Origin of the sequence: Agriterribacter humi, assembly GCF_009192765.1 — a bacterium.
Taxonomy (GTDB): domain Bacteria; phylum Bacteroidota; class Bacteroidia; order Chitinophagales; family Chitinophagaceae; genus Agriterribacter; species Agriterribacter humi.
The window spans coordinates 66538-80380 of sequence record NZ_VOHQ01000020.1; the positions used below are offsets into that span (position 1 = coordinate 66538).

Annotated in this window: 13 protein-coding genes; 7 read left to right on the forward strand and 6 right to left on the reverse strand. The window is 41.2% G+C overall.

From position 1 onward, the window contains the following. Positions 1-44: 44 nt before the first annotated feature. On the forward strand, positions 45-1328 hold the full coding sequence (locus tag FRX45_RS22265) for an alpha-amylase family glycosyl hydrolase (RefSeq protein ID WP_152270691.1): 1284 nt from the start codon (positions 45-47) through the stop codon (positions 1326-1328). A 3-nt stretch (positions 1329-1331) separates the two neighbouring features. Here the strand turns inward: FRX45_RS22265 and FRX45_RS22270 are convergent, their stop codons facing one another. From FRX45_RS22270 to rbfA, 5 genes are all read right to left on the reverse strand, one after another. Beyond that, a complete protein-coding gene (locus FRX45_RS22270; RefSeq protein WP_152270692.1) occupies positions 1332-2285 on the reverse strand; it encodes a hypothetical protein in 954 nt (317 codons plus the stop codon). Between the two features lie 117 nt (positions 2286-2402). After that, the gene (gene smpB / locus FRX45_RS22275; RefSeq protein WP_152270693.1) at positions 2403-2843 is read right to left on the reverse strand and encodes an SsrA-binding protein SmpB; all 441 of its coding nucleotides are present in this window, start codon (positions 2841-2843) and stop codon (positions 2403-2405) included. Positions 2844-2895: 52 nt separating this feature from the next. Further along, entirely contained in the window at positions 2896-3831 is a 936-nt protein-coding gene (accD, locus tag FRX45_RS22280; RefSeq protein WP_226805526.1) for an acetyl-CoA carboxylase, carboxyltransferase subunit beta, read from the reverse strand. A 256-nt stretch (positions 3832-4087) separates the two neighbouring features. After that, entirely contained in the window at positions 4088-5308 is a 1221-nt protein-coding gene (locus FRX45_RS22285; RefSeq protein WP_152270694.1) for an FtsX-like permease family protein, read from the reverse strand. Between the two features lie 79 nt (positions 5309-5387). Continuing rightward, on the reverse strand, positions 5388-5759 hold the full coding sequence (gene rbfA, locus FRX45_RS22290) for a 30S ribosome-binding factor RbfA (RefSeq protein WP_152270695.1): 372 nt from the start codon (positions 5757-5759) through the stop codon (positions 5388-5390). A gap of 63 nt (positions 5760-5822) precedes the next feature. On the opposite strand from rbfA, the gene FRX45_RS22295 reads away from it, so the two are divergent. Further along, entirely contained in the window at positions 5823-7631 is a 1809-nt protein-coding gene (locus FRX45_RS22295) for an ABC transporter ATP-binding protein (protein ID WP_152270696.1), read from the forward strand. A 327-nt stretch (positions 7632-7958) separates the two neighbouring features. Here FRX45_RS22295 and FRX45_RS22300 read toward each other — a convergent pair whose 3' ends face one another. Further along, the gene (locus tag FRX45_RS22300) at positions 7959-8390 is read right to left on the reverse strand and encodes a GNAT family N-acetyltransferase (protein ID WP_152270697.1); all 432 of its coding nucleotides are present in this window, start codon (positions 8388-8390) and stop codon (positions 7959-7961) included. A 222-nt stretch (positions 8391-8612) separates the two neighbouring features. Between FRX45_RS22300 and FRX45_RS22305 the strand changes: the two genes are divergently transcribed. The 5 genes from FRX45_RS22305 (at position 8613) to FRX45_RS22325 (ending at position 13671) form a co-directional block, all read left to right on the forward strand. Beyond that, a complete protein-coding gene (locus FRX45_RS22305; protein ID WP_116873112.1) occupies positions 8613-8849 on the forward strand; it encodes an acyl carrier protein in 237 nt (78 codons plus the stop codon). Between the two features lie 39 nt (positions 8850-8888). Further along, entirely contained in the window at positions 8889-10142 is a 1254-nt protein-coding gene (fabF, locus tag FRX45_RS22310; protein WP_152270698.1) for a beta-ketoacyl-ACP synthase II, read from the forward strand. 92 nt (positions 10143-10234) lie between these two features. Further along, positions 10235-10960, forward strand: coding sequence for a ribonuclease III (gene rnc / locus FRX45_RS22315; RefSeq protein ID WP_152270709.1), 726 nt, complete (start codon positions 10235-10237; stop codon positions 10958-10960). Between the two features lie 72 nt (positions 10961-11032). After that, positions 11033-11914 carry a sugar phosphate isomerase/epimerase family protein gene (locus FRX45_RS22320; protein WP_152270699.1) on the forward strand — a complete coding sequence of 294 codons (882 nt, stop codon included), beginning with the start codon at positions 11033-11035 and terminating at the stop codon, positions 11912-11914. A 398-nt stretch (positions 11915-12312) separates the two neighbouring features. Further along, positions 12313-13671 (forward strand): sigma-54-dependent transcriptional regulator, encoded by a 1359-nt coding sequence (locus FRX45_RS22325; RefSeq protein WP_152270700.1) that lies wholly within the window; start codon positions 12313-12315, stop codon positions 13669-13671. Positions 13672-13843: the final 172 nt, after the last annotated feature.

The following is a 13843-nucleotide window of genomic DNA, read 5'->3' on the forward strand; positions in this document are numbered from 1 at the left end:
AGGCTTATGGCCTGATTTTTTTGTGACAGATAATCAAAACAACTATGCATATAGAACACCCACGCGTAGAATGGAGATATCATACGAATGTATATGAAATAAATCTTCGCCAATATACAAAAGAAGGCAGCTTTAATGCTTTTGCACAGGAGCTTCCGAGGCTCCGGAAAATGGGAGTGGAAACCCTGTGGTTTATGCCCGTTACACCTATCTCAAAAGAAAAAATGAAAGGAAGTCTGGGCAGTTATTATGCCTGTTCGGATTATACTTCTATAAACCCTGAATTTGGTACGTTGGACGACTTTAAAAAATTAGTTAACACAGCACATCAGGCGGGGTTTAAAGTTATTGTGGATTGGGTGGCCAATCATACCGGTTGGGATCATGTATGGACACAATCGCACCCTGAATATTATGAAAGAGACGGGAGCGGAAATTTTAAAGCCGCTTCGGGAATGGATGATATTATTGAACTGGACTTTAATAATCCTGATTTGGTTGAGGCTATGATTGAGGCAATGAAGTTTTGGATAAGGGAATGTGATATTGATGGATTTCGCTGCGACCTGGCATTTTGGGTAACACTGGATTTCTGGAAAAAGGCAAGACCCGTACTGGATCAAATCAAACCTTTGTTCTGGTTAGGCGAATTTGATGCTTTGGATAATCCTGATTACTTAGAAGTGTTTGATGCGGCCTATACCTGGACATGGATGCATCAAACAGAGGCGTTTTATAAAAATGAGCGTAATATTCAGGTATTAGAAAATTTACTGCAGCGATACAAAGAGGTTTTTCTTCCGGGTACAACAGGTTTGTATTTTACAGCCAACCATGATGAAAATAGCTGGAATGGAACCGAGTTTGAGAAATATGGTGATATGGCGCCTGCACTGGCTGTATTTAACTGCACATGGGAAGGTATACCCTTGCTGTACAGCGGGCAGGAATTGCCGAACCTGAAAAGGCTGCAATTTTTTGAGAAAGATCTTATAGAATGGAATGGCAGATATGAACTGGAAGATTTTTATAAAAAGCTATTCACCCTTCGCCGTAATAACCCGGCACTGGCTGCGGGCAATGGGAAAGTGGAAACAAGGATACTTGATTTTAAATTGGATGAACATATTTTTGGCTACACCAGAAAATGCGGCAATAAAGCCGTATTGGTGTTGTTGAATTTGTCTCCCTATCCGAGCCGTTTTATGAATAAGGATACCGGTATTACAGGAAAATGTAAAGAACTATTCAGCAACGAAGAAAAAGATTGTTCTGCTGATCAATGGTTTGAGCTGCCCGCATGGGGATATAAGGTGTATATAAAATAAGCCTTATCGCTTTCTCCGTATTCTTATCGTAGAGTTTTGTGTTAAACTGCTCGAAAGAAATATTTCGTGCCGGTTTACGCCATCGGTCAACACCATTAAAGCGGTATTGGGCGCTATACTTCCTAAGTTTTCGGCAAACATGCTTATTTCATTGTATTCTTTGGTTGTATCTAAAACAGTGTAAAACACAATACCTCTTTCGCTGAGCGACTGGTGCGTGGAAACGGGTTCTTTATTAAAGAAAACAGAAATACTGTCGCCGTCTACTATGCCATTGTCATAAAAGGTGAGCCGCAGTGAGTCGGAATATACCCATATCTCTTTGCCTACTACTTCTTTTCGCTTAGTGAACTCTTCCAGTATCTTTTGCGCTTCCATTTTTTCGGCCGAAGGCTCTTTTACTTTCAGGTCTACCGAATCAGGAACATACACTTTAGGATCATTTACTACCACGTCTTCTTCGGAAGGGCGCCATATTTTTTTAATGGCTGCGAACTTATCTATTAAGCTATCTGTGTTTAGCGCTTCGCCATATACAAAGTCGAAAGCTATATCGGGGCAGGTATACTTGTATTTACCCTGAGTGGTAAACACCCCTTTAATGCTGGTGCTTACGCGGGAGGCTGTAAGTATAGCCCGCAGATCCATAATACATTCCACACCATTGCTGGCCGATGCCCGAAAGTAAGTAATGGGAACATCCTTGATCAGCACTTCCCTTGTTCGCTGATTGTAGGTGCCTTTTACGTAAAAACTCTGGTAGCTGTCGCGGAAATAATAACTGATAATACCTTTTACTTCGTTATTATTCTGTTTCAGATCAAGTTCAACCAGGTAATTGTTGTGCGATCCGCCCAACAACACATCGGCGCTGCCAAACCAGCTTCCTTTTATGCCCTGGGCTATAATACCATGTGTTGTACATAAAAAACAAAAGAGGGTTAGTAATATTCTCATCTAACTACTTGAATAGTACGGTTATGTAAATACATGCAAAGTAACGTTTGATATGTAAAAGTATTGTAAATAAACTGTTTATCTTCTGCAGGTCTCTGCTACGGCAAACTTCATCTGTTAAATACCATATTTTCTTTTAATCTCTCTTTCGCTGTCGCGGGCTTTAATTGTTTCTCTTTTATCGTGCAATTTTTTTCCCTTGCCAAGCCCAACTTCTATTTTAGCCAATCCTTTATCGTTAAAAAAAATGCTCAGCGGCACTATGGTGAATCCCTTTTCCTTTAATTTGGATTCAAGCTTCTTCAATTCTTTTTTATTCAGCAGCAATTTTCGTTCCCGCAAAGGCTCGTGGTTGTGATAGGTTCCATGGCTGTATTCCGCAATATGAAGACTTTTGATCCATAGTTCTCCTTTGTGAAAATAGCAGTAGCTGTCATTAAAGCTTGCCCTGCCTTCCCGCAGGGATTTTACCTCTGTGCCCGTTAATACCAGCCCCGCCACATATTTGTCTTCTATGTGATATTCATAATAGGCGGAGCGGTTACGTATATTAGACATGCTTTTATAAATAGTGATTTCCCGAAAGGCAAACAAATACGGGCGTTACAGGTTAAGATTCAAATAGTGTAAGGAGTGTAGCTATTTTTTCTTTCAATTCCTTACGGGGAATGATAATATCCAAAAAACCATGATCCATTAAAAATTCAGAGCTTTGAAAGCCGGGAGGAAGGTCTTTTTTTATGGTTTCTTTAATTACCCGCGGACCGGCAAATCCTATCATAGCTCCCGGTTCTCCTATATTTATATCTCCAAGCATCGCAAATGAGGCAGTTGTTCCGCCATAAGTAGGATCCGTGCAAAGAGAGATATAGGGAATGCGTGCATCCGACAATTGCGATAATTTTCCGGAAGTTTTGGCCAATTGCATGAGTGAAAAAGCACTTTCCATCATTCTGGCTCCGCCGCTTTTACTAATGATCAGTAAGGGAAAACGATGCTGCAGGCAATAATCAACTGCTTTTGCTATTTTTTCACCCATTACGCTTCCCAGCGACCCGCCAATAAAATTAAAATCCATACAACAAACTACCAGTGCATGGCTATTTATTTTACCTGTGGCAACAGAAATGGAATCGTTTAAACCGGTTTTCCGGTAAGCTTCCTCCAGGCGTTTTTGATAAGGTTTCAGGTCGTTGAACTTCAAAAAATCAACAGAGCGGATATTGACGAATAATTCTTCGTATTGCTGCTGGTCGAATAATATATCAAAATATTCCTGGCTGCCTATGCGGTGATGATAATTACATTTAGGGCAAACAAAAAGATTCTCTTTCAGTTCCAGCACCGTGCAGGTGTATTTACAACTCGGGCACTTGATCCATAATCCGTCAGGAGTTTCCTTTTTTTCTGCTGTAGACGTAAGTATTCCTTTTTTGATTCGCTTGAACCAACGACTTCTTGCTTCATCATTGTTTCCATCCTCGCCTGCAAGGTTGGCATCAAAATCTTCTTCGTGTTGCATCTTTGTGCTTATGTTGGAGGTCAAGATTAACGAATTTATTGAATAATAACAAAAATACCCGTTGCGTTATATCATACCGGAACGGCCGGAAAAGAAGGTGGTTCAACTGCTAACAGGTAATATTTAGCGTGCAAACAAAAAATATGGGGGGCAAAGATAAAGAAGAAATTATAATCCGGCCAGCCCCGGATCTTTGATTTCTGGGTTGTTGATCTCTGATAGTCTGTACAGTAACCCTTAACCATAAACTCTCAAACTACAAACTCCCAAACTTCAAATGCTAATTCCTCAGCTCAAAAGCCTGGCTGGCTGCACGTTTTGAAGGAAGCCAGGATGCAGTTATTGCAATAATAAAAACAGTAACAGCTACAATGATGAAATCGGAAAATACCAGTTTTACCGGGTAATAATCAATAATAAAAGAAGTGCCTTCCAAGGGAATGAGTTTAAACTGCAATTGTAAAAAACACAGTACCAGTGCCAATATTATTCCTATTCCGCTACCAACAGTGGCCAGTACAACGCCTTCCGTTAAAAAAACTTTTTGTATCCATCCCCGGTCAGCGCCCATAGATTGTAAAATTTGTATATCCTTTTGCTTTTCCAGTACCAGCATACTTAAAGCGCCTATCATATTAAATGCCGCTACCACCAGCACTAAAATAAATATACCAAAAATGGCATATTTTTCCAGGCGCATTACATTGTATAAGCTGCTGTTTTGTTCATAACGGGTTTGTACGATATAGTTGGTTCCTAACAGTTGCTGAATCTGGCTTTTGGTTATTTTTTCATTATCCGCATTGGCAATAGCAATTTCCACAGCGCTGTACTCATTGGGTTTAAAATTCATGTATTGTCTTACAAAATCCAGGTTGGTGAGCACATATTTATTATCGAAATCCTGCTGAATGGCAAAGGCGCCATTGGGGATGATCTTTCCTTCATTAAAAGACGACATCGGGTTGCTGATATCATCAACTCCTTTTTTGGGTAAATAAACGGTAAGGCTGCCAATGGCCCTATCGCTTAAAATGGCAACTGCGTTTTCAATGCCCACGCCCATAACCGCCCCCGGATGTTCCGCATCGCCCAGCAAAAACTGGCCCCTCACTAAGCTTTTTTCAACTGTAGTAACTTTAGTATAGTTTGAATCAACTCCTTTTAGTTCAACAATGGCCTGGTAGTTCTGGTTCTGCAAAAGTGCTTTTTCTTCTGCTACCAGTGAAAAGTTGCTGATATTGTTTATTTTTTTAAGTTCCGCTATTTGTGAAGGCGTAAGGATAATGGTTTTGCCGGATGCAGCGGTAATTCTGAGGTCGGTGTAAAATGTGGAATACAGTGATTTTACAAGGTCTTCAAAGCCATTAAAGGCGCTCCACAGCACCAATAAAGCCGCCGTGGCAAAAGCAATGGCTGTTACACTTACCCATGCAATGATATTAATGGCATTGGTAGATTTTTTGGCTTTAAAATATCTCCAGGCAAAGGTTAAATACAATATAAATGATTTATGCTAAGGTAATTATATATAATAGATATTATGAATTATGAGGGGTAGCAAAAAAATGCCCGCTGTATCATTTGTTCTTTTCATCCCTTTCTTCATTGATCTTTTTAAAGAGTTCTTCCATTTTAAATACATGTTCAAGTGTGTCATCAATAAAGAACTTCAATTCGGGTATGCGGCGCAACTGGCGTTTAACTCTTGCTGTTAGTTCCTTCTTAATTTCCCAGGCTTTATCTTCGATCTTTTTTAAACCTTCTTTTGGGTCTTTCACCTGGAAGAAGCTCAGGTATATCCTGGCTTCCAGCAGGTCTGGCGTTATTTTTACCGATGATATGGAAACCATTCCACCCTCCAGCATATTCAATCCAAGGCGTTGAAATATTTCGTTAAACTCTTCATATAATAAACCGGCTACCTGTTTCTGACGCTTTCCTTCCTGCATTTCATTCAAGTTTAGTGGCTGTAAATTTACTTACTTTGCCGTTCAATTTGATCAGCAAACATAATGAAGAAATATTCGAGGATTTTTAATTACCTGAAACAATACCGTACGGAAATTGTCCTTTACTTTATTTGTATCATATTTTCCATTGTTTTTTCTGTTGTTTCACTGGGCATGCTCGCCCCTTTTTTCGACCTTATTTTTATGGGAGACAATGCCGGCATGGTACCTAAGGCCGACAGCCCGCTTACAGCTTATATCCGTGAGCTTTTGATACTATGGGTTGGAGATTTAAACCCCAAAGGAGCATTGGCTTTTATTTGTGTTATTATAGTGAGTTCCATTTTATTGAAAAACCTGTTTCTCTATTTTTCTTTTAATATACTCAATCCCGTAAAGAACAAAATTGTTAACATGCTTCGCTCGGAACTGTATTATAAAATACTTGGACTGCCTATTGGCTATTTTACCGAAAAAAGAAAGGGCGATCTCATTAGCCGTATTACCAATGATGTGGCAGAGGTTGAGGTTTCGCTTGTTGGAGCGCTGGAAGGCTGGATACGTGATCCGTTAACGATTTTAATAAATTTTGCTGTTTTGTTTTACATCAGCCCGCAGTTAACCTTAGCCATTCTTGTGTGTATTCCGCTTGTGGGTTTTGTATTAGGACGTATTTCCCGTTCGCTGAAAAAGCAATCGAATGAGGCTGCTATAAAATTGGGAGAATCGTTATCGGTATTAGATGAAACGCTCAATGGACTGCGGGTGATTAAAGCATTTAATATTGAAGCTTTACTAAGAAGCAGGTTTGGAAAAATAAATGATGAATTGTTGTATGCAAAGAACAAGATCAGCCGCCGCCGCGACATGGCCTCGCCTATGTCGGAATTTCTGGGAGTATTGGTTTTTGTGGGTATTTTATGGTTTGGCGGTCAAATGGTATTGGGTAACCAGCTTTCTTTGTCTCCTTCCATGTTCCTTGCCTACCTCGCCATGTTTTACAATATCATTAATCCTGTAAAAACATTATCAACCTCTTTCAGTAATATGCAAAAAGGATCTTCGGCTATTGTACGTATAGAAGAGATATTAAAAACAAAAGTAACGGTAGATGATAATCCCAACGGAAAACAACTGCTATCTTTTGACAGCCATATTGAATTTCGCGATGCAAGTTTCGCTTACGATGATGCCGTAATACTCAATAAGATCAATCTTGTTATAGGAAAGGGAAAAACGGTTGCCCTGGTGGGTTCTTCAGGAGCGGGTAAATCTACCCTGGCCGACCTGGTGCCCCGGTTTCATGATGTAACCAGCGGGGAAGTACTGATAGATGGCATCAACATCAAAGATTACTCCCTGCACTCGGTGCGTAGCCTGATGAGTATAGTTACACAGGAACCTATTCTTTTTAACGATACCATTGCCAATAATATAGCACTGGGTCAGCAGGACGCAACAATGGAAGAAATTATTCACGCGGCAAAAATTGCCAATGCACACGATTTTATTATTAAAAAGGAAGGCGGGTACAACAGCAATATCGGCGACAGGGGAACCAAGCTGAGCGGTGGGGAAAGGCAGCGGCTCACCATTGCAAGGGCGGTATTAAAAAATCCTCCCATTCTTATATTAGACGAGGCTACCTCGTCGCTGGATACCGAAAGCGAGCGGTTGGTGCAGGATGCTATTAACAATCTGATGGCCGACCGTACTTCTATTGTAATTGCGCACCGGCTGTCCACTGTTCGTCATGCAGATGAAATATTGGTGCTGCAAAAAGGTGAAATTGCCGAAAGAGGAACGCACGAACAGTTGCTGGCAATTAACGGCAAATATCGCCGGTTGGTGGAAATGCAGGAAGTGAGGTAGGGAAGGGTGCAGGTTTCAGGGTGCAGGTTTCAGGTCTCAGGTTTGCAGAAGAGAAATGTGGGAAATGGGGAGATGTGAAAATGTGGGGGAATGTGCTGATTTGAAAGTTTGAAAATGGGACAATCATCCCATCATATAGTAGTTGCCCGACTTATAGCTTATAGCTGACCGCTGATTGCCACCAGCATCAAGAGCCAAATAACAAGTACCAAACCTGCCTGCGGCAGGCAAGCCTGTCCGCCGTGGCGGATAAAATTCAAATAGTAAATTCAAATCCGAAGCGAAATCCCAACGGTAAACGAAAAACAATAAATCAAAAACATCCTCTTATCTCAACCTCTTCTCCATTACATAGTGGGCTACCGTAACTTCGTAAAACTCATTGCCTGAAATGGTATATCCGAATTTCTGGTAAAATCCCACAGCCGATTTGCGGGCATGCATCATTATGGTTTGATATCCTTTGTCACGGGCTACATTTTCTGCAAAATTCATTAAGGTAGCGCCTATGCCTTTTTTTTGAAGATTACTGCTTACCGCCATCTGGCGAAGCCTGCAGGTATCGGCCCCGGAACGGGTAAGCAGGCAGCAGCCAATGAGCTTTTCGTCTTCAAAAGCGCCAATCAGTACATCATCTTTTTCACGATTGAGTTCTTCCGGATCAAAATAAAGCCCCAGGGGCTTGCGCAATATCTCATCACGCAGTTCAATCATCTGCTGGTATTCTTTTGAATCATGATCAATAATCTTTAAAGGCATACTGTTGATTTACAGGTGTATTATTTAAAAATACAAAAAAGCAGTATAAATGCCATCGTGTATTTTGGTCCAAAAAAGCAGGCTGGTAGCAGGGCTGCTCTGTAAATTATAGCTCTTGCGGGCAACGGTAAATAATTATCTTTTACAGACAAACTCAAATAGATATTGTTTTTACCTCAAAAACTATATTTTTGCACCCAGTATTAACCAAATTTTACAACCATGTCTGACATTGCAACAAGAGTTAAGAAGATTATTGTTGACAAACTCGGTGTTGATGAAGCTGAGGTAACCCCTGAAGCATCTTTCACCAATGATCTGGGTGCTGATTCATTAGACACCGTAGAACTGATCATGGAATTCGAAAAAGAATTCAATATTTCTATTCCTGATGAGCAAGCTGAGACAATTACTACTGTAGGGCAGTCTATTGCTTATCTTGAAGAACATGCAAAGTAATTTTCTCCCCATTTCCACTGATCGCAGGCAAACTTGCTTATGGATTTAAAAAGAGTTGTTGTAACGGGCATTGGTGCCTTAACCCCTTTGGGAAATTCTGTGCCCGAGTATTGGCATGGACTTATTCATGGCGTTTCGGGTGCCAATGCTATTACTTTATTTGATGCTTCAAAGTTCAAAACAAGGTTTGCCTGCGAATTAAAGAGCTTTGAGCCCACCGATTTCCTCGACAGAAAAGAAGCCCGTAAAATGGACCGCTTCACCCAAACTGCATTGGTTTGCAGCGATGAAGCGGTAAAGGATGCGGGTATTAGTAAGGAAACAGTTAATCCGGACAGGGTTGGGGTTATTTTTTCGAGTGGTATCGGCGGTTTAATTACTTTTCAGCAGGAAGTAACGGAGTTTGCAAAGGGAGACGGTACTCCCCGGTTTAATCCATTCTTTATTCCAAAAATGATCCTTGATATTGCCGCAGGGCAAATATCTATGCGTCATGGTTTCCGCGGGCCTAATTATGCCGTGGTATCAGCCTGCGCCTCTTCTACCCACGCTATTATGGATGCTTTTAACCTTATTCGTTTGGGTAAAGCAGATATTATACTGGCAGGAGGAAGTGAAAGTGTGATCAAAGAAGCAGGAGTAGGTGGATTTAATGCAATGAAAGCGCTTAGTGAACGAAACGATGATCCCCAAACCGCATCCCGGCCCTTTGATAAAGACCGCGATGGTTTTGTGATTGGCGAGGGTGCAGGCATGCTGGTAATGGAAAGTTTAGAGCATGCTATAGCCCGTGGCGCCAACATTGTGTGTGAAATTGCAGGCGCAGGAGCTACTGCCGATGCCCACCACATTACAGCCCCTCACCCGGAAGGACTGGGAGCTAAAAATGTGATGTTTGCTACTTTGGATGATGCTGGTATGAAGCCTGAAGACATTGATTATATTAATGTACATGGTACTTCTACTCCCCTTGGCGATATTTCAGAGGTGAGGGCCATACAAGCTGTTTTTGGTGAACATGCCTATAACCTTAATATCAGCTCTACCAAATCCATGACAGGCCATTTGTTGGGTGCTGCAGGTGTTATTGAGGCTATTGCCTGCGTGCTGGCGGTAAAAAATGATATTGTTCCTCCTACCATCAACCATTTTACTGATGATGAAGGACTCGATCCGAAACTCAATTTTACTTTTTGGAAAGCTCAAAAACGTACCGTTCGTGCAGCGCTCAGCAATACTTTTGGCTTTGGCGGGCATAATGCTTCGGTAATTATAAAAAAATATTCCGCCTGATTTTAACGTTAAGCCCAATGAATGCGTGCAACTCTTAAAGAGTTACTTTACATTTGTGGTATATAACTCCTAAATTCATCCATTTGGCATTAGTGCGGTATTTTATTCAATATCTTGGAATAGACAAAACCAACCGGTCCTTTTATAAACAATTATGCAATGTGCTGGGTTTTGCCCCGGGCACGCTTTCCCTTTATAAAACAGCTTTAAGCCATCGTTCTGTAAAAGAAAGTGCAGACGAAAACAATGAGCGCCTCGAATATTTGGGCGATGCAATTCTTAGTGGGATAGTGGCCGATTATCTTTTTAGAAGATACCCATATAAAGGAGAAGGCTTTTTAACGGAAATGCGCAGCAAAATGGTAAATCGCCAAACGCTTAATGAGATTGCAGTAAAAATGGGACTAAAAAAAATCACTATTTATAACAAAAGCGATGGATCATTAAAAGTGAGCCAGATTTTCGGCAACACCCTGGAGGCGCTGGTTGGAGCTATTTATACCGATAAAGGATTTAATCAAACCAAACAATGGGTATTAAAGCGCATCATTATTCCTCATATGTTTATTGAAGATCTGGAAACATTAGAGATCAATCATAAAAATAAATTGTATGGCTGGGCCAATAAAAACGGGAAAAACCTGGAGTTTGAAACCTTAGAAGAACGTTTTGAAAATGGCAGGCGATTGTTTACGGTTGGAGCTGTAGTAGATGGAGAACTGATTGCAGAAGGTAAGGCGTATAATAAAAAAGATGCCAGCCAGGTAGCCTCCCAGATCGCGGTTGAAAAACTCGGACTGGGGAAAGTAGAAGAATAGAGAAGTGCGTATTAATTTTTTTGCCATTGCAGGTTAGTTCTCAAATCATAAATCATAAATCTCAAATTCCCTATGCCCCGTTTAGCAGCGTTTCCCAAAGCATTTATGCAGGCACTTTGTAAAGATGGAACGATGACGGTATCTGAATGGATATCACTTGCCGCGCCATTAGATATTGACGGACTGGAATGGTATGCCGGTTTTTTGGAAATGGCCGATCAGAGCAACTGGCTGCGTTTCAGAAAGGAAGCGGAAGATCATGGAAAAGTAATTCCTATGATGTGCTGCTCGCCCGATTTTACACATCCCGACGCCAAATTCCGGGAAAAAGAAATAATCAAACAGAAAAGCTGGCTTGATATGACCCATACCCTGGGCGGATCTTATTGCAGGGTACTGTCGGGCCAGCGCCGGCCCGAATTATCTGTTGAGGAGGGCGTTAAGCTTGCGGCCGATTGTATATATACCTGTTTGCCTTATGCAGAAGAGCGTGGTATTACACTGATCCTGGAAAATCATTATAAAGACGATTTTTGGGAGTACCCTGAATTCGCACAAAAAATGGATGTATTCTGTAAGCTGGTAGATCGCATTGATCATCCTTATTTTGGTGTAAACTACGATCCCAGCAATACTTACCTGGCCGGTGAAGATCCCATTGAACTGCTGAAACGGGTATCTGACAGGGTAGTTACCATGCATGCCAGCGACCGCTACCTCAAAGAAGGCACTATCGAAGACCTGCGAAAGGAAGAAGGCGGCGCCGCAGGATATGCCAAAAGATTGAGTCATGGTGAAATAGGTAAAGGGCTGAATGATTATGATGCCATTTTTACGGAGCTAAAACGAGTGGGTTTTGATAGCTGGATAAGTATTGAAGACGGCGTGGATGGCATGGATCAGTTGGAAAGAAGCGTGGCTTTTTTAAGAAAAAAGATCAGCCAGTACTGGTGAGGAGATACAGGTCGCAGGTTGCAGGTTTCAGGTAGTTGGTACGGTTGGTACGCGACCAAAGAAGCGTTAGGCCGCATGCTATATATAGTTTACTGTTTTTGGTTTACCGTTGGGATTTCACTTCGGATTTGAAATTTAATATTTGAATTTTATCCGCCACGGCGGACAGGTTTGGTTCTTATAATCTGCTACTTGGTGCTTTGTATTTCCTTCAGATTTCGAAATTTAAAGGGTCGGACAGGGTTGGTTCTTGTTTTTTTGTGATTTGGTTCTTTGTATTTCCCCCGGACTTTCCTTCCCTGCCGTTTATCCTATAGAATCTCCCTTCTCATATTTATGTTTTAACCTGCATTTCGTTTACTTTAGTATTGCAAAGTTCCGCGGTTAAAAAAGTAAGAATGAATTTAAAAACTGCTTCTATACTGGTTATTGACGATGACCAGGATGTGCTTACGGCTGTGCGGCTTTTGTTAAAAACAGAGGCTGCGTCCGTTGTTACAGAAAAAAATCCAGAAAATTTGCGCTGGCTTCTATCAAAACAAAGCTTTGACCTGGTTATGCTGGATATGAACTTTAATAGTTCTATCAACACGGGCAATGAAGGATTGTTTTGGTTACGCAAAATAAAAGAACTGGGTTCGGATGCTTCCGTAATTATGATAACAGCCTATGGCGATATTGACCTGGCTGTTCGTTCTTTAAAGGAAGGCGCTGCCGATTTTATGGTAAAGCCCTGGCATAATGAAAGGCTGATTACTGCCATAAAGGAAACGCTGAAGCAAAAAGGCAATACACAATTTAAAACTGCGGATACGCTGCCCGATTCCATTATTGGTTCCGAATTATTGGGCAGCTCGGAACCAATGCAGGATATTTTTTATAAGATCAATAAAATTGCCCCTACCGATGCCAATATTTTAATATTGGGAGAAAACGGAACAGGTAAGGACCTGATAGCAAGGGCTATTCATCAGCAGTCTTTGCGGGCAGACAAGGCATATATAAAAGTGGATGTTGGCGCTTTAACAGAATCGTTATTTGAAAGCGAATTGTTTGGGCATAAAAAAGGTGCTTTTACAGATGCAAAGGAAGACCGCCCGGGCAGGTTTGAATCCGCCAACGGCGGCACATTGTTTTTGGATGAAATTGGTAATATCTCCCTTCACCAGCAGGCTAAATTATTATCGGTTTTGCAAAACCGGCAGGTAACCCGCCTGGGCTCCAATCAATTAACACCTGTAGATATCCGGCTTATTTGCGCCACTAACTTACCGCTTAGCGAGCTGGCCAATGAAAACAAGTTCAGAAAAGATCTGGTATACCGCATCAATACAGTTGAAATAACCGTTCCGCCGCTTCGTAAACGACAGGATGATATTATACTGCTGGCCAAACATTTTGTACAGTTGTATGCTGCCAAATATTTAAAACCTTCCCTGGTATTGAATGAGTCGGCTATCGAAAAATTAAAGCAATATCATTATCCGGGTAATGTGCGTGAATTACAATACACAATTGAACGTGCCGTAATTATGTCCGATGGAGAAAGCCTGGAGGCCACGGATCTTTTATTTTCACCAATGGAATCTGGTTCTGCCCGTTCGGGCGAAACAGACGAACTGAACCTGAGTACCATTGAAAAGAATGCTATTCTCAGGGTTATTGAAAAACACAATGGCAATATTACCAAAGCGGCAAAGGAACTAGGCTTAACCCGAACGGCCCTGTATCGCCGGCTGAGCAAATATGATATTTAAAAGAGGTTTCAGGTCTCAGGTTTCAAGGGTATATCCTGCAACTTGCACCCTGTGTGTACCTAAAATAGGTTGACATATTTTATAATGGTTCAAACAAATTTAATTGTTTATTTAATGGGTCATCTTCATTAATTTTTACTGTATAGATTGTCATTCTTTTTCTGCTTTCTTT